Genomic DNA, 22926 nt, shown 5'->3' on the forward strand with positions numbered 1-22926 from the left:
AGTAACTCGGCATCGAGAAGTGAGTCAATTGCCAACAGTACGTCAGCATCCGAAGCTAACTCGATCAGTGCATCTGAGAAAGCATCAACGAGTACTTCTACTTCAGCGAGTGAAGAATCGGTCTCAATGAGTAACTCTGCTTTGACAAGTGAATCAATTGCCAACAGCACGTCAGCATCCGAAGCTGACAGCGAGTCGTTGAGTGAAGAAAATTCCGCATCATTCAGCACGTCGACGTCAGAAGCTAACTCGACTAGTGCATCTAAGAAAGCAGCATCAACGAGTACTTCTACTTCGGCGAGTGAAGAATCGGTCTCAATGAGCAACTCTGCTTCGACGAGTGAAGAGTCAGCCTCCATGAGTAACTCGGCATCGAGAAGTGAGTCAATTGCCAACAGTACGTCAGCATCCGAAGCTAACTCGATCAGTGCATCTGAAGCAGCATCAACGAGTACTTCAACTTCAGCGAGTGAAGAGTCAGTTTCAATGAGCAACTCTGCTTCGACGAGTGAAGAGTCAGCCTCCATGAGTAACTCTGCTTTGACAAGTGAATCAATTGCCAACAGCACGTCAGCATCCGAAGCTGACAGCGAGTCGTTGAGTGAAGAAAATTCCGCATCATTCAGCACGTCGACGTCAGAAGCTAACTCGACTAGTGCATCTAAGAAAGCAGCATCAACGAGTACTTCTACTTCAGCGAGTGAAGAATCGGTCTCCATGAGCAACTCTGCTTCGACGAGTGAAGAGTCAGCCTCCATGAGTAACTCGGCATCGACAAGTGAGTCAATTGCCAACAGTACGTCAGCATCCGAAGCTAACTCGATCAGTGCATCTGAGAAAGCATCAACGAGTACTTCTACTTCAGCGAGTGAAGAGTCAGTTTCAATGAGCAACTCTGCTTTGACAAGTGAATCAATTGCCAACAGCACGTCAGCATCCGAAGCTGACAGCGAGTCGTTGAGTGAAGAAAACTCGGCATCACTTAGTACGTCAACGTCAGAGGTAAACTCAGCTAGTGCATCTGAAGCAGTATCAACGAGTACTTCTACTTCGGTAAGTGAAGAGTCAGTTTCAATGAGCAACTCGGCTTCGACAAGTGAATCAATTGCCAACAGTACGTCTGCATCCGAATCTGGCAGCAAGTCAGCAAGTGAAGAAAACTCGGCATCACTCAGTACTTCAACGTCAGAGGTAAACTCAGCTAGTGCATCTGAAGCAGTATCAACGAGTACTTCAACTTCAGCGAGTGAAGAATTGGTCTCCATGAGCAACTCAACTTCATTCAGCACTTCAACGTCAAAGGTAAACTCAACCAGTGCATCTGAAGCAGCATCAACGAGTGCTTCAACTTCAGCAAGTGAAGAGTCAGTTTCAATGAGCAACTCTGCTTCGACGAGTGAAGAGTCAACCTCCATGAGTAACTCTGCTTTGACAAGTGAATCAATTGCCAACAGCACGTCAGCATCCGAAGCTGACAGCGAGTCATTGAGTGAAGAAAATTCCGCATCATTCAGCACGTCGACGTCAGAAGCTAACTCGACCAGTGCATCTGAAGCAGTATCAACGAGTACTTCTACTTCAGCGAGTGAAGAGTCAGCCTCCATGAGCAACTCGGCATCGACAAGTGAGTCAATTGCCAACAGTACATCTGCATCCGAAGCTGGCAGCAAGTTAGTAAGTGAAGAAAACTCCGCATCACTTAGTACGTCAACGTCAGAGGTAAACTCGACCAGTGCATCTGAAGCAGCATCGACGAGCATTTCCACTTCGGCAAGCGAAGAATCTGCATCAATGAGTACTTCCGCAGCCGCTTCGACGAGCGTTGTGGATTCGACAAGTACGTCAATCAGTACGTCAACATCGACTTCAGCCAATGCAGTCTCAATCAGTGCTTCCAATTCAGATAGCGTCTCGGCTTCGACTGCAAGCACTTCGTTAAGCATCTCAGCTTCAACGGCAGCCACTTCATTGAGCATTTCAAATTCCACTAGTGCTTCGACCAGCGTCGCGAACGTCAATACGACGATTGCAACAACTGCACGGAATCGAATTATGACGCGTCTGCTTGCGGTATTGACCAATAATACCAACAGCAACAGTACCAATTCGGTTGTCAACAGTATGGCTCAGGCTTCACAGAGTACGTCAACAGTGGTTTCGCTGAGCATGGCACAATCAGCATCGAAGAGTCAGGCAATTTATGAGAGTATGTTTGCTTCACGCTCCAATAGCTCGTCAAATGCCATCAGCAATTCGACTTCGCTCAATAGCCTGCTTTCGGCTTCCAAGAGCGGCATGGAATCGTTGAGTGCCTCAAATTCACTGAGTTTAGAGGTTTCAGCAACGGAAAGTCAAACCCTGTATGAAAGCATGTTTGCCTCTCGTTCCAATAGTTCATCAAATGCCATCAGCAACTCGACTTCGCTCAATAGTCTGCTTTCAGCTTCTAAGAGCAATCTAGACGCAAGCAGCAGTTCTAATACCAGCACTGCACAGCAGACTTCTGCCGACACACTGGCAATTGCGGATTCGGTAAGTGAGACTCAGGCTCAACAGCTCTCTAATTCAACGACTTCACTTTCTGTCAGTGCAGCAGCGAGTCAAACGCAGCAATCTGGATTCTTAAATACCCTAAAGACGTTGCTTGGCTTTGGTAAGCGTCAATAATTGGGACAGAAAGAACGGAGAAGAGACTTGCAAAGAAAAAAATTAAACGTTTCGACAAGAGCATTCCTAAAAAAAGCATTCTTTACGATCATGGCAATCGTTGTTTATTCACTAGGGAATCAGATTCCGGTTCCATTGGTGAAGATGACAACGGAGTATCAGACTATGATTTGTCATTACCACATGAGTATGCTCAGTATTTTAACCGGGGCCAATCTACCAGATCTATCACTGTTTTCACTGGGCTTTAGTCCCTATATGGCAGCGATGATGGTGATTCAACTATTGGTGATGATGAAATGGTCAATCGTCGAAGAAATCTCCCAGCGCCAATTAATGTATCTACAAAACTTTTTGGCGTTGATCTTTGCCTTGATTGAATCAACCATTATTGCCAGTGGATTCAAACTTGCGGCTGGTAATGACCATCAACTAAAGATTTTGATGATCATCATGGTACTGACGGCTGGTTCAATGTTTGTACAATGGCTGGGCAATGTCACTACGATTTACGGTATTGGTGGCATGGTGGTACTGATTGTCGGCAATATGCTGCATTCAAACATGAATCGGCTGGTATTGCCGTGCCGAGAGATTTTAAGCATGCAAAATGGCGGCTGGCTGATGGTTGGACTGGTTATAGGTAGTCTGCTGATTGCCTGGCTGACAATCATTTTCCATGCTGCTCACTATGAAACCGAGCAGATTCAAATATCTTTACCAAGCCAAATTGAAGCAGCTGTTTTTCCAATTGGCTTTAACTTGGGAACAATGATGACTTTTATGTTGGGAATGTCGTTTTTGATAATTCCCTCATTGATCGCTTCTTTGTTTAAAATGCCAACGTTTTGGTCAGAGCCTAGATTTCAGATCGGCTTTGCGATGGTCATGACATTTTTGATCGACTACTTTTTTGCTTTTGTCATGTTTAGTCCACGACAATTGGCAAAGGGGATGCGTCACAGTGGCAACTATCTGCTGGGCGTGGAGATCGGTAGGCCAACGCGACGTTTTATTCGGCGCCGATTGGTATTGTTCAACTTTTTTAGTGCCCTGGTTTTGGCACTGCTGGTTGGATTGCAGATTGCGGGTAGTCTCTTGGCCAAGAAAATCTGGCAGCCACTGTATGCATTGCCAATCTCGATTGTAATGATGGTACTGTTTATGGAATCTTTGGTTGAGCTGCTTAATGAATTGTCGATTCCGAAACGCTACAACAAGCTTAAAGAAAGGATTCTGAAAAGCGTATGAGGTATTTTGTTCCGGCTTGGCATCGTGAGGTCAGCGACTGGGCCTATAGTCAGCAAAATATGACCTTTGATGATGCGGTGGGCAACATGCGGATCATGAATCATGCTGATGAGACGTATGGCGTCATCATCGGTGACTACAAGCCACAATTATTAACGCAGCTGAATGGTGAAAGGATTGCATCTACTGATACGCTATCGGCTTTTGACTGGATCCAGGATACGTCTTTGCAGGAAAATGGACGAATCGTGGACATTCAGGATTTCAACTGGCCGAGGGGAACCTATTTTGAGTATGGACCGTTCAGTGTTGATGCCTTTCAAAATGACGAACACATTGCACGGCTCTTATTTAACAATCTGGGTCAGATCCTGCGAATTGAGCGGTGGCAAGATGGCTATCATCAAGAAGACATCGTGATGGATACGCGCGGCTTTGTTTCCAGTATCAAAACCTATGATCGGCAAGGAATTCTGCAAAAAACAATCTTTTTTAATCTGCATGGTGAGTGGCGAATGATTGAGGATGCCAAGACCGGTCGCTGTCATATCAATTCTGAATTTCAGGCCGATTTTGATCAGGCAGACTATGAGAGTCGTCATGAATTAATCAACGAGGCAATTGCTAAGCTGATTAAAAAAAGGCTTGATCAAGACAGCGATCAAATCATCTTGACGGCTGATGATCGCCAAATTATTGATCTCAGACAATTCAATGGATTTAAGACGATTATACAAGTCAGTCAGTGGCATCCTAATGATCGATTTTGGAAGCCGATGTTGGGTCGTGATGATTTAACGATTGTTACAGATTCTGAGATGGCAGATCGCCATGTGCATGAAATCATGGGTGAGGAGATTGAAACTACTCTTTTGCCAACGTTTGCCTCGCAGTTTAGTCTTGGTCATAGCGATGAGCGTACAACCCAGACGATTCTGCTGTTTGTCAGTGATCAAACTGAAATGCCGATCTTAAGAAAAGGATTAGTCAAGATCATGGAGCTGATTGATCAAAATAAAAATAATGAGCGTCTGCAGATTGCTGCCTACAATGAACAGCTGTTGAGTCAGGCGCGACATATTGCTCAAGAGATCACTCAGGATCATCCGCGACTGTTGATTGATCCCAAAGAAGAGCAACTGGAACAAAATCCTGATCTGGTCGATGAGGATACCGACCCACGTATGGAAAAAGAAGGTCATTGGCGGCCATTGCCGATTTACACCAAAAGAATTGCGCAGCCGACTGACCTTTTGCAGCTCCTTGATCATGCACGAGTGGTTGTTGATTTGGGCAATAATCCAGATTCGTATGTCCAAATGGCTTCAATCAGTGTTGGTCTGCCTCAGATCAATTTGGTTAAAACCGATCTGGTGCGTGATCATGAGAATGGCCTGGTTTTAGTCAATGTTTCTGATCTGGACATGGCATTGGATTTTTATCTAGGCAACATGGAAAACTGGAACCGCGCATTAGTCGATGCCGTTCAGCAGATCAACCATTATTCGGGAACCCGGATTATGCATAACTGGCAGCTGTTATGGAAGAGGTGTGTACGATTTGAAGCTTAATATCTTACAGCTTGGAAAATTTGATTGGCGAAATAGTTATCAGGTTCCGACCGCTTTAAATTGGCAGTTTAATGATTTAGGGCTTTTAAAAGATCCCAAGACACGCCTTCAGCTGGTAATCATTTCAGAACCGATTCTGATGCCAAAAGAAAACTGGGAGCTGCTAAGAGAGCGTACTGACCCGTACAATGTTGTCTACACCGAAAACTTACAGACTGATGATCCGGATTTAAAAGCCTTTTTACAAAAAATGGCTGCTCGTCGACTGACCACGCCGATTCAAGAGTTCATTAATCAAATTGAGAACTATTATTTTGTTGGTCAACAGGGAATCGGCTTAACGCCAGCTGCTCTGATGTTTGATCCAAAGTATAGGGGTGTGGTTCATTATGAGGATTCCGCACATGTCGAAGTACAGGTACATACGCCGGACTGGCAACCGTTGGCCAGCTCACGCAAAAACATATATGTTGATCCGGGTCGTCAATTGGAGGTCTGGCCACAGTTTGAAAAAGAAGCCGATGTTGAGCTACGGTATCACTTTGCCGTAGTCTATGGTGACCAACGGCGTGTGTTTGATTTGAGCGAAGAACAGCTGCAGCGTCCCCAAACAATTGATACCAGAATTTTTAGTGGCCATCAGTACATTACGATGGTTATCTTTGTACGTGGCTATGGCAAATTAAAGCTGGGTGATGTTGAGTATCGATGGACGCGTTATGGTTTGGGAACTTATCTAAATGGTGGTCAGCGGCTGGTTGATCCCCAAACCAGAGAAGAACTGGCCTGTTATTTTAATCCTGGCGATTTGAAGCCACCACTATGCGTGTATTTTGCCGGTTATCATTCTAAGAAGAGTTTTGAAGGCTACTTTATGATGCGACGATTGAATGCACCGTACCTCTTGATTACTGATTCAAGATTGGAAGGTGGTCAGTTTTACACGGGTGAGTTTTTCAATCAAGCCGTCCCCAAGCTGATTGATCAGCATCTGAAAAAACTAGGCTTTACGCGCCAGCAGCTGATTTTGTCGGGAATCTCGATGGGAACGTATGGTGCGCTTAAATTTGGTGCCTTAATGGGCGTACATGAGGTTATCGTTGCCAAGCCTTTGGTGCACTTGGATTCGATTGCGACGCGCAGTCGATTGGCCCGTCCTGATGAGTTTGAGACGGCCTTTGATATTGAACGATCAATTGCAGCCGATGGAAGGCCCGTTACTGATGCGATGCTCATGGATTTGATGGATCAACAAGATCTTGCCAAAACCAATTTCAGTATTGCCTATATGGAAAATGATGATTATGATCCCAATGCATTTGAGGATCTAAGCAGTCATTTGATGACGAAAGCCAATCGTTTGGTTAGCTACAGTCTGCCTGGCCGTCATAATGACGATAGTCCGGGGATGCTGCAGTGGTTTTTGACGCGTTATCGTCAGATCCTGGAACATGATTTTGGAAGGTGATGCCATGAGAATTATCAACTATGTCTATTGGCTGCCGGAAAACGACACGACCTATCGCTACGGGTCAAAAATCGATTCATACGACAATCAAGTGATCCATTTTGAAAATGAATGGATGGCACCTGGTAAAGCAATGATTTCTTGGTTCTCAGCAGTCAACTATCAGGCCAGTCGTTTCGTACCCCAGCTGCCGCTTTTACGGGGTGGTGTAGAGTATCGAATCCGAGCCAAGTATATTGCCAAACCAGCTGATTCAGTCATGCTTAGAGTAATCTTTTATGATATTCAAGGTGAGATCGTTGACCAGAAAATCTCGCATGACAGCAATATCATTTTTACCTATCCGTACGCGGCAACCCGCTATGAGGTACAGCTGATCAATGGTGGCTGTCGATCGATTACCTTTTGGCGCTTGGAATTGACGCATGCATTTACTGAACAGACAGGCAATTGGATGTATTACGCACCCAAAAAGTTCGACGATGATCAGCCAATCAACATTATGCTGTTGCGCTCTTTGCGAACGGCAATGATTCCTAGTGAAGAAATGGATAAGAATCAAGAAGTCCCAAATCTTTCGCTGGCGGTAGTTGCTTGGCAAGAAATTGATCAGACTGATGAAGAATTGCTGACTTATTTTGAAAACCTGAAGAATCGACGAATTAATTTCATCAGTACGGCGCACCGGCTGAACCCGATTGTTAGAAAGCTGATTAAAAAAAGTCCTTATTGGCGCGGCTGGTTGATTGATGCTGATACCTTGCTGACCGACTATCGCTTGAGCAACTACGAAATGACGAGCAGTGAGGGGCATTTCTTTAAGCATCTGGAGTTGGTGCCAATCAAACAGACGCTTGATCAGATCAAGGATGAATTAAAGAGGTGAGAACAACGGCTTTTTCATTAGAACTGCAACGAGCTAAGCGTATCTTGACTAAGGTTAATGCCTTGGCGCCGACGATGCGGGCCATGAGTGATCAAAAACTTAAAGCTCAGACACCGCGGATGCAAAAGATGCTTAAAGACGGCAAATCGTTAAACAGCCTCTTGCCAATGGCATTTGCTACTGCACGTGAGGCGGCCCGACGCGTTTTAGGGATGTATCCTTATGACGTGCAGGTGATTGGGGCCATTGTTCTTCATCATGGCTGGATTGCTGAAATGAAGACTGGAGAAGGCAAGACGCTGACCGCAGCACTGCCTCTTTATCTAAATGGCTTAACTGGCAAAGGAGCAATTTTGGTGACGCCCAGTCGCTATCTGGCTCAGCGCGATCAAGAAGAACTGAGCGTGCTGTATAAATGGCTAGGATTGACTTGCAGCCTGGGTTTTGACCCTAATGACGAAACGGACAATCAAGCAACCGTCGTCGATAAGCGAAAATGGTACCAAGCCGATGTTTTGTACACGACTGGCAGCACACTGGCGTTTGACTATCTGTTCAATAATCTGGCTTCACGACCCGAAGATCAGTATCTGAGACCTTATAACTACGCAATCATCGATGAGGTTGATGCCGTGTTTTTGGATGGTGCCAATTCGCCGATGGTGGTCGCTAGCAAGCCCGAATTGCAGTCAAATCTTTATCAGCTGACTGACGAGTTTGTACGCAGTTTAAGACCAGAAACCGACTATCGCCGCAGCAAAAACCACAAATCAGCTTGGTTGACGCATACTGGTGTTTTAAGAGCACAAAAATGGTTTCGGATTAATGATCTGTTTGATAATCAATATCGTGAACTGTATCGGCATATCAGTCTGGCGTTGCAGGCTCATTTTGTGCAGCAAAAAGGTCATGACTACATGGTTGATGATGGCGAAGTGGTTCTGTTGGATGAAGCCAATGGTCGCTTGATGCGTGGTATGAAGGGCAATACTGGGATTCAGCAGGCCGTTGAACAAAAAGAGGGCGTCAAGATATCAGAAAATCGGCAGGCCGTTGCCTCGATTACCTATCAAGGTCTGTTTCGGCTGTTTAACAACGTTGCTGGAATGACGGGAACGGCCAAGATTGCCGAAAGTGAATTTATCAATGTCTACAAGATGAAAGTCGTTCAAATTCCACGGCACCGTAAAAACATTCGTAAGGATCATCAGCCGCGCGTTTATCTAACGACTAGCGAGAAGTTGATTGAAGCTATCAAGCTGGCAGAAAAGCTGCATCATCAGGGCCGACCAATTTTATTGATTGCTGGTTCAGTTGAAAACTCAGAGATCGTTTCGGAAATTCTTTTAAATCGTGGTATTCCCCATAACGTTTTGAATGCCCGTAATGAGGCTAATGAGGCTGCTATTATTAAAAATGCTGGGCAAAGAAATGCAGTGACGGTTTCTACCAACATGGCTGGGCGAGGTACCGATATCAAACTAGGTCGAGGCGTGGCCAAATTAGGCGGTTTAGCGGTAATTGGTACCGAAATGCTTGATCCACGCGTTGCCGAGCAGCTGCAGGGACGGGCTGGTCGGCAAGGCGATCCAGGTGACAGCTGGTTTTTCATTTCATTGGAGGATAATTTTATCTCTCAAAACAGCAGTCCGGTGATTCGTCGCTATTATCGCCGCCATATCAAGCATTTTAATCACAAGGTCAAGTCGCATCGTCTGCACAACCCACGAATTTTGATCTCACTGTTGCTGTTGCGCAATAAGGTCATGGTCAGCCAGCGACAAACGCGCGCGCGAATGTACAGCTATGAGAACAGTATGCGATTGGAGCGGATGGTCTTTTATGAATTGCGGGATGCCATCATGAACGCTGATGATTATCGCAAGACCGCGCTTAGCTGGATGGAACACGGTTTTGATGTGATTTTAAACACTCGGTCAAACTGGGATTATGGTCATCTAAAAGTAATGGTCAATCACTGGATAACCTATGATGATGCTCAGATTCCTGCTGATTTGAACTATCGGGATATAGCCGCAGTCAAAGATTATCTGATGCAGCGGACCAATGAGATTTTAGATCAGATTGAAGATTCAATTGATGATCCCAAACAGATTGAACAATTTTATCGTTCTGCACTGCTTAAGGCAATGGATGACTGCTGGGTTGATCAGGTGGCCTATCTTGGCTATCTGAAAACGTTGGTTCAACCGTGGACACTATTGCAGCGCAATCCGATGGTAGTTTATCATGAGAAGGCATATGATCATTTTAAACAGATGATTGATGCGGTTACTCAAGAAGCAATTCGTAATCTGTTGTTAAGCACGGTCGCTTTGAATGAGGATGGCGAGGTCGTCGTATACTTTGTTTAATAAATGATTAGGGAGTGTTTTTGGATGGCAACGCACAGAATCGATCATCATAGCAATGACGATACTTTGGACAATGTGGTTGAACAGCATGCCAACAAGCGGCTTGAAAAGATTCAAGAAGAACGGGCGCAGGCATATGAAAAAGGGTACCATCATTCGGGAATGGCTAGATTTTTAATGAATCTGGTGATGATTATTGCGGTCTTGCTGATGATCATCATGATGTTTTGGAAATAGTTCAATCTTGATCAGAATAGTATTTTTAATTAAATTCGCAAAAAATTAAAAAATTGCTTGCAAAATGCTGAGAATGGATTAAAATAAAAATCAATCAAACAGTTTTGAAAAACCATGAGAAAGACGAGTAGCTGTGTGCATTCGTAAAGTGAGCCGGGGATAATGGGAACTCGGCCGACCCTGATGCAGTGAAAAACACTTCCCCGCGTTGCTGACCCAAATGGTTTCGTCCAAAGTAGGCTCAGACGTTTTCGACACGTTACAGTCGATGGAGCATGTTTGTGCTCTGATCAAAGCGGTCTGGATATCTCTGGACAACTTGGGTGGCACCGCGGAATAAAGCCTTTCGTCCCATGAAACTACAGGGACAAAAGGCTTTTTATTTTGCCCTCAAGTCTAAGTTTCAAGGAGATTTTTTATTATGAGTCTGATTATTCCAGAACACTACGATCCAAAGCTATCAGTTCGTGAGACTGAAGCTGCTATTCGCTACATTCGTGAAACCTTCCAAGATGAAATTGGTCGTGAATTGAACCTGCAGCGGATGAGTGCGCCAATGTTCGTCGAAAAGAAAACTGGTTTGAACGACAACTTAAACGGGGTTGAACAGCCAGTTTCATTCACCATGAAGGCTCTGCCTGGTGAAACGATCGAAGTTGTTCACTCACTTGCTAAGTGGAAGCGTTACGCATTAAAGAAGTATGGCTTTGGCATGCATGAAGGTCTTTACACCAACATGAACGCCATTCGTAAAGATGAAGACTTGGACAACTTCCACTCCATCTACGTTGACCAGTGGGACTGGGAAAAGGTGATCGCCAAAGAAGAACGGACTGAAGAAACCTTGAAGGTAACGGTCAAAAAGATCTTTAAGGTTATCAAGCACATGGAACATGAGGTTTGGTACAAGTTCCCACAAGCAGTTCACCATCTGCCAGACGAGATTCACTTCGTTACCACGCAAGAACTCGAAGACCGCTGGCCAGATCTGACGCCGATGGAACGAGAAGATAAGATTGCCAAGGAACTCGGGTGTGTCTTTGTTATGAAGATCGGTGACAAGCTGCGTCGTTCTGGCAAGCCTCATGATGGCCGCGCACCTGACTACGATGACTGGTCTTTGAACGGCGATATTATCTTCTGGTACGAACCGTTGGACTGCAAGCTTGAAGTCTCCAGCATGGGGATTCGGGTTGATGAAGATGCCATGCGCTACCAGCTGAAAGAAGCCGGCGAAGAAGCCCGTGCTGAACTGCCATTTCACAAGATGCTTTTGAACCATGAACTGCCATACACGATCGGTGGCGGGATCGGTCAATCACGGCTGTGTATGCTGCTTTTGGGCAAGGCACACGTTGGCGAGGTTCAGGCAAGCATCTGGCCTAAAGACATGCGTGAAAAGTGTGAAAAAGCCGGCATTCAACTGCTGTAGTCAAGATGCGTTGAATCAAGCAATAATAAATGCTATGCCTGGTTCAATACCTAATTAAAAACAGTGGTTTGGCGATGTGGGCAACAGCCAATGATCAAACACTAGGATAACGATTGAGTCTGTGTTTGCTTGCGGACGAACTTCCTAACCTCAGTATCACTTTCTCAGAGTCAGCAGGGCAGCCCGGCCTGATCGAGAATTCCAGTCAATGATTGTTGAGCTGTAAATGGCGAAACCATAAAACCGAAACTCAAAAGGGATTTCCTTACTGAGTTTCGGTTTTTTATTAAAAAGTATCAACGTAAGCACACCATAACAACACGTATTCTAACCATCGCACAGACCTTCTATACTTGAGGAAACTCATATAGGAGGTCTTTTTGATGACTCAAAATGAAATCGTTGAAGTCAGCGCCACTTCAAACGACCGCAGGACTAACCGGAGCGTGCTGGTAGCCTCACTTTCGATTCAGAAAGTGCGGCTTAACATCTACCAGGGCGCTGATCCCGCAATGATCGAAAATCTGATTAAACTCTTCGTTGATCATGCTGGTTAATTAGACCCAGCCGAAGCATGTTTTTATCGTCTGCGGCAAAACCGATCTGCGCAAAGGTATTGATGGCTTAGCGGCAGTGGTCGCTGAAAACTATGATCTGGATTTGTTTGATGATTCCCTATTTCTCTTCTGCGGTACACGCAATGATCGATTTAAGGGACTCTATTGGGACGGTGAAGGATTCATCTTGCTTTATAAACGTTTTGAAATAGGATAATGAAATGGGGCATCTCGCCAAGCGGCGAGATGCCTCATTTTTTCGTGTACTTTTCAACCCGTACCATTATGGTGTGATTACGATTGACCTTAACCACACGATTGACGGTTTCGTCTAAAATAAGTCGATTCAGCCATTAGATGATAAAAGATGGAATAGAGAGAATCCTCTAATAACGAAAAGGCATCAGGCGCTAGTCTGGTGCCTTTTTATCTTTAGTCAACCATCATTGACTAAAGTCACGGATTTCATGCTAGGCATAATTAAAAAAGTCTGCCGAACAAATGCTCAGCAGACTTGCAAAATATTGCTTAGGCTTTTTGGGTTTTTGGTCCGTGACCAGGCTGCCATTTGAGACCAATGCCAGTAAAGCCGCTCAAAATGGAGAAGACTGGCGACATTAAACTAAACAGGGTAAATGGTAAGAATTCAAGTACTGGTACGCCTAACGTAGAGGCAACAAACGATCCTGCCACGCCCCAAGGAATCAAGTAGTTGATGACGCTCCCACCGTCTTCAAGCGTCCGACTTAAAGCCAATGGCGCGAGGCCGATCCGCTTAAAGGCTGGCTTAAAGGCATTCCCTGGCAGAATTACTGAAAGGTACTGTTCACCGACGAACAGGTTGACACCAATGCCGGCACAAATTGTCGCAGTAATCAAACGACCAGGTTTGCTTAGTCTGGCAACCAGCGGCTTCATGGCACTTTCGATGATTCCCATGCGCATCAAGATTCCACCCAGTGCCAAGGTCATGATGATTAATGAAACGGTTCCCATCATGCTGGAGATGCCGCCCCGCGTCAGCAGTGCATCAACAGCTTTGTTGCCGGTTTTGGAAACAAAGCCGCTTTCAATCAGTGTGGCGAATTTGGCAATGGCCAAGTGCGGATTGTTGATAAAGATCATAATAGTCGACAAAACAATGTTTAAAAATAGAGTTGGAATAGCTGGGACTTTTTTCCAGGCACAAACAAACATCAAGATAATCGGCAGAGCGGCCCACCAAGAAACGGCAAAATGCTTAGTCAGTGTCGAACTTACTGAAGCAATGCTGGCAAGTGACGTTCCCTTATTGCTTTGACCCAAGAAGAAAAAGACGACTAGGGAAACTACGAAGGCAGGGATGGTTGACCACATCATGTTTTTGATGTGATCAAACAGATCATCTTCGGCTACGGCTGATGCCAGGTTGGTCGAATCAGACAGTGGCGACATCTTATCACCGAAAACAGCCCCGGAGATAATGGCACCAGCCGTCAAAGCTGGATTGACGCCTAAGGTTGAGCCCATCCCAAACAAGGCAATCCCAACGGTTGAAACGGTTGTAAAACCAGAACCGATTGCCAGCCCGACCAATGAGCAGACAATGAAGACCGATGGTACGAAGAAACGGGCACTGATCAAATGAAAGCCCAAGACCATCAATGAAGGAATAATGCCGGCTTGAATCCAAACGGCAATTAAAGTCCCAATCAGAATAAAGATGAAGATGGGGATGATAGCAGTTGAGATCCCTTCAGTAATGCCCTTCATGATGTTATCCCAGGAAACACGACGAATGGCCAGCCAGAAAACCAAAAAGGCAATGACGGTTAAAACAGGAACCTGGGGTGAAAGACCAAAGCCAATCACGCCGCATCCCAAGACAATCAGCATAATCAATAAAATAGCAACAGATTCTTTAAATTCAATTTTTTTAGTCATATTATCGATACCTCATGAATTGATTTATTAATTTAACAGCATTTGGTTTGTAGATAATGACTATAATATCGTTTCATAATTTCTCCCCCTCGAGCAGACAAAAAGGCGTTCCGACTAGACAATGTCTAATCGGGACGCCTCAACGTGGTACCACCCAACTGAAAAGAGCCAGTGCATGGGCTGCTTTTCACTCTTGCCAGTTGCTAACGGTACCGGCCCAATCCGTACGGGCTTATTATGTCGGGTATTTCGGAGCTGTCACCCTGTCCGGTTCGCATCATCCACCGGTTTTCTGAGCGCTGAGGTGCAGTTCTACTTGACGACCACTCGTAAATTTCATTGGCATTAATATATCACTGAAAAAAAAGAATGGCAAGTTGATTTCTGATAATTATTTAATTTCATTTTAATAAAAGCGTTTTCGCATAATGAGCTGAAAAGTGGCTGGATCATTGAATTAGCGCGCTTTATAATAAAAATATCCTAAGCAAAAAGGAATCAGTAAATATGACCAAAAAAATAAATGTAGTGGGGGCTGCCATCTTAAATGAGCAGTACCAGATTTTAGCAAGCAAGCGCAGCGATGATCGCATCCTAGGGGCCTTGTGGGAATTTCCGGGTGGCAAAATCGAGCCGGGTGAGGATCCTAAGGCAGCTTTAAAGCGCGAGTTAAGAGAAGAATTCAATGATCAAATCGAGGTCGGCAGTCAAGTTGTACCAACTGCCGTTAAAGAATATGATTTTGGCGAGATCCATCTGACGGTTTATTATGCCAAACTGGATACGCATCATTTTGATCTGATCGCCCACAGCCAGGTTAAATGGTGCGACCAAGCCAATTTGATGCAGTTAAACTGGGCTGATGCCGATTTGCCGATTGCTCGGGCAATTGCGCAGGCGGATCTAAAAAAGGCGGTGTTTTAAGCATGACCGGCGTTGACTACGGAAAAATCTTAAAGCGCTTGGAGTCAAAAGATGGCGATCAACTGGTCAGAGAATTACATGGCTCGCTTTTAAATGGCTATGTTGATCAAGATGAATTTGCCACGGTTGGCGATTTGGGACCTAAGCTGTTGACCAATCAGTCGGGTAACCAGATTTGGAATCAATTGCGCCATGAGCTGCAGACCTGCCAAAGCTATATCTTTGCCGTGGCGTTTGTAACTGATGCGATGATCTCCAGCCTCAAACCGATTTTTAAGCAGCTAGCCAACCATGGTATTCAAGGGCGACTATTAACGTCTGATTATCTGTATTTCAATCAGCCCAAGGTATTTGACGAGCTGCTCAAAATTCCTAATCTGGAGGTGAAAATTGCCAAAATTGACGGTTTTCACCAAAAGGGATATATCTTTCAGCACCATGGCTATCAAACCATTATCATTGGCAGTGCCAACCTGACCGAAAATGCTCTGATGCGTAACTATGAATGGAGTCTGCAGATCAATTCACTCAACAATGGCGACATCACGCATCAAGTCAGTGAAAACATCGAAGACGAATGGCAGCATGCTCAGCCTTTGACGGATCAGTGGATTGTCCAGTATCAACTGGTTTATCAAAAAAATCACCGCACGACGCACGCCGTAGCCCAGATGGTAAAAAACGGTCAGCCTGAAATTATTGGTGATAACATTGAGCCCAATCAGATGCAAAAAGAGGCACTGGCTCAGATCGCTAGTCTGCGTAAGGCCGGTAAGCATCGTAGTCTGGTAATTTCGGCAACCGGAACGGGTAAGACCTATTTGGGGGCATTTGACGTTCGCAATGCCAAGCCGAAACGCATGCTGTTTTTAGCACATCGAGAAGAGATTTTGCGCAAGTCGGCCCAAAGTTTTCAAAAAGTAATTGGCGGACCTAAAGACGATTTTGGCCTATATACCGGCAACGTGCATGAAAAGGATGCCAAATACCTTTTTGCCACCGTTCAGACCTTGCAAGACGACGCCCATCTACACGAATTTTCGCCAAATGAATTTGACTATATCTTGGTCGATGAGGTCCATCATGCCGGGGCCAAATCATACCAAAAGATCATGCAGTATTTTAAGCCTGAATTTTATTTGGGGATGACGGCCACGCCAGAACGGAATGACGACTTCAGTGTTTTTGAGCTGTTTGACTATAACGTGGCTTATGAGATCAGACTACAGCAGGCTTTGGAAGCCGACATGCTGTGCCCGTTTCACTATGTTGGTATCAGTGACTATCAGTTTAACGATGCCCAGGTTAATGAAGAGATTACCAGCTATCAAAATGACGCTGCTCATCATCAAAAAGAGGTGCAAGCCATTGAGCATCTGACCAGTAAAGAACGGGTTCACTATATTTTGGAACAGACTGAGTACTATGGCTATTCGGGGCCACAGCTGCATGGCTTGATTTTTTGTGCTACGGTCAAAGAATCAGAGCAGCTGGCTGCTGAATTAAGCAGGCAGGGGCATCCAGCCAAGGCACTTTCCGGCTCGGATTCAATGGTTGTTCGTCAGCAGGTGGTCAAAGAATTGGCGGCTGGTCAGATTGAATATATCGTCACGGTTGATCTTTTCAATGAGGGGATTGACATTCCATGCGTCAATCAGGTGGTGTTTTTGCGCAGCACCAATTCCAGCATCGTTTATGTGCAACAGCTGGGACGGGGGCTCAGAAAAGCTAAAAACAAAGACTACGTTGAGGTCCTGGACTTTATCGGCAATTACAAGAACAGTTATATGATTCCGATTGCCTTGACCGGGGATGCCTCTTATTCCAAGGACAGTGCCCGCGAAACGGTTGAGATCGAGCCAACGATTGGACTTTCTACGATTGCATTTGACGAGATTGCCAAGGAACGGATCTATCAGTCATTGCGTCAGGTAAGACTCAACGATATGAAAAAGCTGCGGAATGTCTATCAAAATATGAAATTCCGAGTTGGGCGCGTACCGATGCTGGCTGATTTCATGGCAGCCGATTCAATTGATCCCGAGATTTTGGCTAATAAAAAGAAAAATTACGCCCAGTTCCTGATTGGCGAAAAAGTACCAATTGAGCTCAGTGACTATGAAAATCGCGTGCTGACTTTTTTGGATGCGGAGCTCTTGAACGGTAAGCGGCGTCATGAATTGATGCTGCTGGATGATTTACTGGCTCAAAACACGGTTACAGAAGAAAAACTGAAGCAGCAGCTAAAAGAAGCCAATTGTCAAGTTGATGAGTCAACGATGGCTTCGATGCGGCGTGTACTGGATCTAACGTTTTATAACAAAAATGCCTCACCATCCAGAGCCGATTATGGTGGTCAGCCAATCGTAATTTTTGAACCGGATATGCAGTACTATCGGTTAAATGACGAGCTTAGCCAGTCTTTGCAAAACAATCCGTGGTTTAAAAAGCTTTGGCAGGATGGTATCAAGACCGGCCTGATGAGGGCTGAACGCTATCGAGCCGATCAACGCTTTACGCTGGGCGAGAAATATACGCGTAAAGACGTGATGCGCTTGATCAACAATCAAATCAATACAACCGCACAAAACATCGGTGGCTACTACTTCAATGATCATGACGGTGCGATTTTTGTTACCTACCATAAGTCAAAAGAGATCAGCCGCTCGATTCAATACGGGGATCGCTTCTTAAATGATCACGTGATGCACTATTATTCCAAGAACAAGCGTCGACTGGACAGTCCTGATATTCATAAGTTTACGGATGGTAGACATCGGATGGGGCTCTTTGTCAAAAAATCCGATGCTGATGATGACAAGACCTTTTATTACCTGGGGAATTGTCATTACATGCCTGGTTCGGCCAAACAAGAAGAACAAACCGGCAATCCGATTGTTTCGATGAATCTGGTGCTTGAACAGCCGGTTGCCTACACTCGCTACCATTCGCTGATTGACTAAAACAAAAACGCACTTCCACGAATTTTTCGGGCATTCAGTATCCCGAGCGTGGCGGTGCGTTTTATTGATTATTCTGGTTGGTGAGCATCGAGATAGTCGTTTAGTTCGTCATTTTTAATGTCAGTAACAAACATATACCCCGGCGCGTGGGTAATGACCAGCGGCAGTTTGGCGTTCTCAATAACCGCCTGCGGAGTTACGCCACAGGGCCAAAAAACGGGGACTTCGCCAGGTTTGATTGTGTCGGGGTCGCCATAATCAGGATGAGCCAGATCGGTAATACCAATCGCTTTGGGATCGCCAATCTGAATTGGTGCGCCGTGCACGTTAGGCATCTTAGCTGTGATCTGGTAGGCAAGCCAGGCTTTTTTGGGGGTCATCGGGCGCATTGAAACAACCATTGGACCTTTAAAGCGACCGAATGGACTGGTCATAATGTTGGTTTTGTACATAGGGACGTTGTGCTTTTCGGTCAGGTGCCGAATCTCGATGCCGGCATTAGTCAAGGCTTCTTCAAACGAAAATGAGCAGCCGATCAAAAAGCCAACCATATCCAGTTGCCAAAATTGACTGGCATCAGTGATCTCCTTGGTAAAACGACCATTTTCATAAATTCGGTAGCGCGGGATGTCAGTGCAGATGTTGGCATGACTGGCAATCGTTTTGGTAAGAGGCGTCCGCTTGATGGTTTCCAAAAGCGGACAGGCCTGGGGATTTTGCCGAATCCATTCGCGAAAGTCACGGGCATAAAGCTGAGGCATGATTACCAGGTTGGCTTGCGCGTAGCCGGCTGCCGTGCCAGCAGTGGGAAAGTCAATGATGCCGTCCCGAACATATTGGCGGACCTGAGCTGGGGTTTGATGGATATAGGGCTGAATATCAAAAGCAGACATATATTTCACCTCTTGGATTACAAAATAATGTGAAAATTGGATTTACCTTAAATCATAACCGTAGTTAAACCGTTTGCAAAGTTGGCAGCCAATCAAACTTTTAAAATTAAGTCCAAACGGTTATTGACTTAAGTTAGAACGTTTTTAAAATTTGGGCTGATTAAAAAAATGAGGGCTGCCTATGCTGGCAACCCTCATTTGGTCTAGATATGCTTTGATGATTTTGTGATTTAAATGATTTGTGGCTGAGCAGAATCAAAGCGGTGGTCAGTGCGATGGTCATACCATTTAACGATACCGATCAAAATGATAACGATCGTGTATAGTAAGGCCGAGCGACTGGAAGGATGATCAACCATGGCCGCGCTACGATACCAGCGAAACAGCCAGGCCAGCATGCTGTAGACCAAAAGTCCGCAGACTACGGTAAAGACAATGGCCCATATAAATGTGGTGGCCATTGCCATGACGATTCCCGCGGCAATCAAAAACATAACCATCAATATGATGAACAGGCACATTTACAGTTTCCTCCTAATTGCTTTGCCAGCTAGGTAACGGTACGTCAATTACGCGTGGCGACTGGTTTAATAAACAGACAATGGCTTGACCAATTCCCAGTCCGCTAACTGTCGATACCAGTTGCTGGTCTAAGTTAAGGCTACTGATTTCTTCTGGACTGGCGAGATGATGAACCAATAGATTAGGAAACTGAGAGCGCAGCTTGGCTGGCAGATCCAATGGCGATTGCGTAGTCAAGACAACATTGAGGCCTGCTTTGCGACCTTCACGCAGAACTTGAAAGATGCCGTTTTCAGCCAAGGAGAATTCACCGGCTGGCAGATAACGATGTGCTTCGTCAATGACGATGTTGACCGGAAAATCAGCCGCATGAGTCAAACGGCGTTCCAATATTCGCTTCATCAATAGTGAGATTACGGCACGTTGTCCAATGGCAAGCGTCTTGAGTGCAGAAAGATCAATTACCAAGGTCTTATGAGCACTGCGTTGATCTAAAAACATCTGTAATACGAAGTTAAGCTCGGTCTTAACCTGGCCAGGTTGAGAAATGCTGCCAAACAGCTTGCGTACTGGCAGACTGGCGAGCGATTCGCGCAACTGAATGATACTGGACCATTCTGCGGCAATCAGCTTGTGATCATATTGCTGCCCCATTAAGTGATAGTCAGCTCGCTGATCAGCATATGGAATCACGAATTCTTCAATCAATTGGTCAGGAAGCAATTGCACGTCATACGATTTAGCCCAGCGCCCCAGCTGTTCAGCTTCATGTTGGTGCGTATTGATTGGCTGACTGATGCGCACGTAGCAGCCTGGTTGATTGAGCAGATTGTTTTGAATTTTCAGATCATTGACTGCAAAAACTGCTGCCATTTTGAGCTGAGAATCAAATTTTAATCCCAGAGCGTCAATCAACTGACTGGCAGAAAACTCACCTGGTTCCAGATAGGCGTTTTCACCCAGCCGATAGACGATGGCGTTGGGCAGTTGCGCGTACTCGCCGGTTGGATCCAAGACAATATTGGCCTGGGCGTTAGTTTGCAACTGATCCAGAATCGTTAGCGTTGACGTCGTCTTACCACTGCCGGTCTGGCCAACGATCAACAGATGTCTTTCAGTCAGCTTGTTCATTTTGTGCCGTCACTTTCCTTTCGCTTAATCAATCTTTAATGTTTCTATCTTATCATGATTATTAGTAAAAGATTGCTGATTATGGTACAAAAGCAAAACCTTCTTGCAATTTTATGCAGTAATTAAATTGTGGATTAACGGGACAGTTTTTGCTTTTTTACGAATAAAGTGGCTGGAAATTAACTCAATCTCTTAACTACGGATAGATAACCTCAGCGCTGGCTGATGGTTCAAACGCCGATAAATCAGTATTTGACCAACCTAGTCATCCTTGAGGAGATTCGAAGACAAATGCCAAAAATCGGTTGCAAGCTGATTTTGGCATTTTTTTACTCTTTTTTTGATTTGTCAAATATCAGTTTTTTGGTCACTGATCGTCTGCCGTATGAGATATAATTTATTACTTTAGTAGGATAAATATACGGTGAGACGATTTGGGGATACATATTGGTTAAAAAACACCCTTGCATAACATAACGGTTTCACCGGTTAAATGTTAGGGGGATGAATTATGAACAGATTGAAACGGTTTGGAAAGGAGACTGAAACGGATCGCAGCTGTCGCGTTAAGATGTACAAAGCTGGCAAGAATTGGCTGACATCATGCCAAATTTTCCGCTATTTTTTAAATCGTGCCGTTTTAAAGCGAGTTACCGTTTCAGCTGGAGCAGTAGCTATCGGGATGAGTCTAAGTGGGCATGTCGTTAAGGCGGATACCACCAGTTCGACCAATCGCTTGATTACAATCAGCAGTACAGTATCGCAAGCCAACGGCCCCTCAGCCGCTACAGCAACTACTGATAATGCAGACAATTCAAACGCAGTTGCGACTGTTGCTTCAAGTTCGACAGTTTCATCAAACAGTCAAGCAGCATCATCAAGTACGGATGACTCCAAAACTGACTCAGTGACGCAATCAAGCAGTTCAGCAGCAGCCAGTGCTGGCAACGATCAAAATGATGCCGCGTCTTCAACAGCTGCAGATAGTCAAACCGCCGCCAGTTCAGCTGTTGAATCTACCAATGCAGTTTCTGAAAGCACGTCAATTTCAGCTGCTGAAAAATCAAGTGTAGTCAGTGCTAAGTTGGCAACAGCTAATTGAATCGCCAGGGTGGCCATGGTTAATGCAACTGCAGAATCAACCGAATTGGCAGTTCAGACGACGGATTATCAAGCTTTGACCAAGGACTGGAACGTTGATGCCAAGGGCAACGTGACCTATATAGGTAAAAGCACGAATCTGACCACGATCACGATTCCTAACAATTACGATTTTTATCAAGCTGGTAAGACTAAAGCTAATCAAAAGCTTACGATTGCTGCTAGCGTTATTCATAATTTGCTAAAACAGAACCGGGATTTGACCGAGTTGATCATTTCAGGTGATGGTAATGGCAAGCTCTATGCTACTGGCAACTGGACAGCAGCTTTCAGTGGCTATGACGATAATTACATGAATCAATATAACAGCAAGATAAAATCGCTGGTTCTTGGTGGCCTTGATGTTGCTGGTGTTACCAATATGTCGCGTATGTTTTATGGCGATAACCAGCTGGTACGGATTACCGGCCTGAGCAATTGGAACACCGCTAAGGTAACGGATATGTCCTATATGTTTAGTGGAACCTCTAAGCTGAGTAGTAAGCACACTATAACCAACCGCATATAATTAAATTCCAAGTTCTCCTATACTTGAAGACATATTCAAGAAGGAGGACTTTTTTATGAAGCAAGATTTTGTCGAAGTTGATATACCGCGAACAAAGAAGCCGGTTGCTAAGCGCTCACGCTTGGCAGCTATCGTTTCACTGCACCAAGTAAAAATTAATGTCTACCAAGAAGCAGATCCCGTTTTGGTTAGTGAGATCATTAAAGCAGTAGACGCTTATGCTGGTTAACTGGAGTGCTCCTCAGCACGTCTACATAGTTTGTGGCAAGACCGATCTGCGGAAGGGCATTGACGGTTTAGCCATGGTGATCGCAGAGAATTATGACTCGGAATTATAGGCTATAATCCCCTTAAGGGTGACACTTGAAATAATAAAAGTGTTGGCTATAATGCCCTCTAAGTATACAGATGAAATAGAAAATTCATCTTATATTTGGAGGGCATTTAAAATTGGCTA

21 protein-coding genes and 1 other annotated feature are annotated in these 22926 nt (G+C 45.0%); of the genes, 16 read left to right on the top strand and 5 right to left on the bottom strand.

Annotated elements, in window-relative coordinates:
* Nucleotides 1-1976 (bottom strand): hypothetical protein (locus QOS03_RS07335; protein WP_283575924.1); only part of this gene is annotated, 1976 nt, incomplete at its 3' end.
* On the opposite strand from QOS03_RS07335, the gene QOS03_RS07340 reads away from it, so the two are divergent.
* From QOS03_RS07340 to tnpB (QOS03_RS09690), 10 genes are all read left to right on the top strand, one after another.
* The gene (locus tag QOS03_RS07340; protein ID WP_283575925.1) at nucleotides 1969-2667 is read left to right on the top strand and encodes a hypothetical protein; all 699 of its coding nucleotides are present in this window, start codon (nucleotides 1969-1971) and stop codon (nucleotides 2665-2667) included. The two genes, QOS03_RS07335 and QOS03_RS07340, sit on opposite strands and share 8 nt — an antisense overlap.
* Before the next feature lie 27 nt (nucleotides 2668-2694).
* Nucleotides 2695-3918, top strand: a complete 1224-nt coding sequence (locus QOS03_RS07345) for a hypothetical protein (RefSeq protein ID WP_283575926.1) — start codon at nucleotides 2695-2697, stop codon at nucleotides 3916-3918.
* Nucleotides 3915-5489: an accessory Sec system protein Asp1 gene (gene asp1, locus QOS03_RS07350; RefSeq protein WP_283575927.1), complete on the top strand. Its 1575-nt coding sequence runs from the start codon at nucleotides 3915-3917 to the stop codon at nucleotides 5487-5489. Before QOS03_RS07345 ends, asp1 begins: the two co-directional genes overlap by 4 nt.
* Nucleotides 5470-6957, top strand: coding sequence for an accessory Sec system protein Asp2 (asp2, locus tag QOS03_RS07355; protein WP_283575928.1), 1488 nt, complete (start codon nucleotides 5470-5472; stop codon nucleotides 6955-6957). Before asp1 ends, asp2 begins: the two co-directional genes overlap by 20 nt.
* 4 nt (nucleotides 6958-6961) lie before the next feature.
* A complete protein-coding gene (gene asp3 / locus QOS03_RS07360; protein ID WP_283575929.1) occupies nucleotides 6962-7843 on the top strand; it encodes an accessory Sec system protein Asp3 in 882 nt (293 codons plus the stop codon).
* Nucleotides 7840-10218, top strand: coding sequence for an accessory Sec system translocase SecA2 (secA2, locus tag QOS03_RS07365; RefSeq protein ID WP_283575930.1), 2379 nt, complete (start codon nucleotides 7840-7842; stop codon nucleotides 10216-10218). The genes asp3 and secA2 overlap by 4 nt, the downstream gene beginning before the upstream one ends.
* Before the next feature lie 24 nt (nucleotides 10219-10242).
* Nucleotides 10243-10455 (top strand): hypothetical protein, encoded by a 213-nt coding sequence (locus QOS03_RS07370; protein WP_283575931.1) that lies wholly within the window; start codon nucleotides 10243-10245, stop codon nucleotides 10453-10455.
* Between the two features lie 105 nt (nucleotides 10456-10560).
* Nucleotides 10561-10812, top strand: a binding site (T-box leader).
* 64 nt (nucleotides 10813-10876) lie between these two features.
* Nucleotides 10877-11887: an aspartate--ammonia ligase gene (gene asnA / locus QOS03_RS07375; RefSeq protein WP_283575932.1), complete on the top strand. Its 1011-nt coding sequence runs from the start codon at nucleotides 10877-10879 to the stop codon at nucleotides 11885-11887.
* A 383-nt stretch (nucleotides 11888-12270) separates the two neighbouring features.
* Entirely contained in the window at nucleotides 12271-12444 is a 174-nt protein-coding gene (locus QOS03_RS07380) for a hypothetical protein (protein ID WP_283575933.1), read from the top strand.
* Nucleotides 12445-12469: 25 nt separating this feature from the next.
* Nucleotides 12470-12661 carry an IS66 family insertion sequence element accessory protein TnpB gene (gene tnpB / locus QOS03_RS09690; protein ID WP_408612084.1) on the top strand — a complete coding sequence of 64 codons (192 nt, stop codon included), beginning with the start codon at nucleotides 12470-12472 and terminating at the stop codon, nucleotides 12659-12661.
* A gap of 311 nt (nucleotides 12662-12972) precedes the next feature.
* On the opposite strand, the gene nhaC is transcribed toward tnpB (QOS03_RS09690), so the two are convergent.
* Entirely contained in the window at nucleotides 12973-14367 is a 1395-nt protein-coding gene (gene nhaC, locus QOS03_RS07385) for a Na+/H+ antiporter NhaC (RefSeq protein ID WP_283575934.1), read from the bottom strand.
* Between the two features lie 507 nt (nucleotides 14368-14874).
* On the opposite strand from nhaC, the gene QOS03_RS07390 reads away from it, so the two are divergent.
* Nucleotides 14875-15291 carry a (deoxy)nucleoside triphosphate pyrophosphohydrolase gene (locus tag QOS03_RS07390; RefSeq protein ID WP_283575935.1) on the top strand — a complete coding sequence of 139 codons (417 nt, stop codon included), beginning with the start codon at nucleotides 14875-14877 and terminating at the stop codon, nucleotides 15289-15291.
* 2 nt (nucleotides 15292-15293) lie between these two features.
* Nucleotides 15294-18254, top strand: coding sequence for a DEAD/DEAH box helicase (locus tag QOS03_RS07395; protein ID WP_283575936.1), 2961 nt, complete (start codon nucleotides 15294-15296; stop codon nucleotides 18252-18254).
* A gap of 68 nt (nucleotides 18255-18322) precedes the next feature.
* On the opposite strand, the gene QOS03_RS07400 is transcribed toward QOS03_RS07395, so the two are convergent.
* From QOS03_RS07400 to QOS03_RS07410, 3 genes are all read right to left on the bottom strand, one after another.
* Nucleotides 18323-19147 (bottom strand): putative hydro-lyase, encoded by an 825-nt coding sequence (locus tag QOS03_RS07400; protein WP_283575937.1) that lies wholly within the window; start codon nucleotides 19145-19147, stop codon nucleotides 18323-18325.
* Between the two features lie 230 nt (nucleotides 19148-19377).
* On the bottom strand, nucleotides 19378-19668 hold the full coding sequence (locus QOS03_RS07405) for a hypothetical protein (protein WP_283575938.1): 291 nt from the start codon (nucleotides 19666-19668) through the stop codon (nucleotides 19378-19380).
* Nucleotides 19669-19681: 13 nt separating this feature from the next.
* Nucleotides 19682-20800, bottom strand: coding sequence for an ATP-binding protein (locus QOS03_RS07410; protein ID WP_283575939.1), 1119 nt, complete (start codon nucleotides 20798-20800; stop codon nucleotides 19682-19684).
* 511 nt (nucleotides 20801-21311) lie between these two features.
* Here QOS03_RS07410 and QOS03_RS07415 point away from each other — a divergent pair.
* Genes QOS03_RS07415 through tnpB (QOS03_RS07430) form a run of 4 tightly spaced genes read left to right on the top strand, consistent with a single transcriptional unit; the run spans nucleotide 21312 to nucleotide 22807 of the window.
* On the top strand, nucleotides 21312-21902 hold the full coding sequence (locus QOS03_RS07415) for a KxYKxGKxW signal peptide domain-containing protein (RefSeq protein ID WP_283575940.1): 591 nt from the start codon (nucleotides 21312-21314) through the stop codon (nucleotides 21900-21902).
* A gap of 15 nt (nucleotides 21903-21917) precedes the next feature.
* Nucleotides 21918-22469, top strand: a complete 552-nt coding sequence (locus QOS03_RS07420; RefSeq protein ID WP_283575941.1) for a BspA family leucine-rich repeat surface protein — start codon at nucleotides 21918-21920, stop codon at nucleotides 22467-22469.
* Nucleotides 22470-22524: 55 nt separating this feature from the next.
* Nucleotides 22525-22698: a hypothetical protein gene (locus tag QOS03_RS07425; RefSeq protein ID WP_283575942.1), complete on the top strand. Its 174-nt coding sequence runs from the start codon at nucleotides 22525-22527 to the stop codon at nucleotides 22696-22698.
* Nucleotides 22688-22807 carry an IS66 family insertion sequence element accessory protein TnpB gene (gene tnpB / locus QOS03_RS07430; protein ID WP_283575943.1) on the top strand — a complete coding sequence of 40 codons (120 nt, stop codon included), beginning with the start codon at nucleotides 22688-22690 and terminating at the stop codon, nucleotides 22805-22807. The genes QOS03_RS07425 and tnpB (QOS03_RS07430) overlap by 11 nt, the downstream gene beginning before the upstream one ends.
* The last annotated feature ends 119 nt before the right edge of the window (nucleotides 22808-22926 follow it).

The sequence above is a fragment of the Limosilactobacillus pulli genome, from assembly GCF_947381555.1.
Lineage (GTDB): Bacteria > Bacillota > Bacilli > Lactobacillales > Lactobacillaceae > Limosilactobacillus > Limosilactobacillus pulli.

Bases quoted from the DNA above. Each gene is read 5' to 3' on its own strand.
- nhaC (WP_283575934.1), bottom strand. From the start codon at position 14,367: ATGACTAAAAAAATTGAATTTAAAGAATCTGTTGCTATTTTATTGATT.
- QOS03_RS07420 (WP_283575941.1), top strand. From the start codon at position 21,918: ATGGTTAATGCAACTGCAGAATCAACCGAATTGGCAGTTCAGACGACG.
- QOS03_RS07390 (WP_283575935.1), top strand. From the start codon at position 14,875: ATGACCAAAAAAATAAATGTAGTGGGGGCTGCCATCTTAAATGAGCAG.
- QOS03_RS07395 (WP_283575936.1), top strand. From the start codon at position 15,294: ATGACCGGCGTTGACTACGGAAAAATCTTAAAGCGCTTGGAGTCAAAA.
- tnpB (WP_283575943.1), top strand. From the start codon at position 22,688: ATGCTGGTTAACTGGAGTGCTCCTCAGCACGTCTACATAGTTTGTGGC.
- QOS03_RS07410 (WP_283575939.1), bottom strand. From the start codon at position 20,800: ATGAACAAGCTGACTGAAAGACATCTGTTGATCGTTGGCCAGACCGGC.
- QOS03_RS07405 (WP_283575938.1), bottom strand. From the start codon at position 19,668: ATGTGCCTGTTCATCATATTGATGGTTATGTTTTTGATTGCCGCGGGA.
- asnA (WP_283575932.1), top strand. From the start codon at position 10,877: ATGAGTCTGATTATTCCAGAACACTACGATCCAAAGCTATCAGTTCGT.
- QOS03_RS07380 (WP_283575933.1), top strand. From the start codon at position 12,271: ATGACTCAAAATGAAATCGTTGAAGTCAGCGCCACTTCAAACGACCGC.
- asp3 (WP_283575929.1), top strand. From the start codon at position 6,962: ATGAGAATTATCAACTATGTCTATTGGCTGCCGGAAAACGACACGACC.
- asp1 (WP_283575927.1), top strand. From the start codon at position 3,915: ATGAGGTATTTTGTTCCGGCTTGGCATCGTGAGGTCAGCGACTGGGCC.
- QOS03_RS07370 (WP_283575931.1), top strand. From the start codon at position 10,243: ATGGCAACGCACAGAATCGATCATCATAGCAATGACGATACTTTGGAC.
- QOS03_RS07425 (WP_283575942.1), top strand. From the start codon at position 22,525: ATGAAGCAAGATTTTGTCGAAGTTGATATACCGCGAACAAAGAAGCCG.
- QOS03_RS07400 (WP_283575937.1), bottom strand. From the start codon at position 19,147: ATGTCTGCTTTTGATATTCAGCCCTATATCCATCAAACCCCAGCTCAG.
- QOS03_RS07415 (WP_283575940.1), top strand. From the start codon at position 21,312: ATGAACAGATTGAAACGGTTTGGAAAGGAGACTGAAACGGATCGCAGC.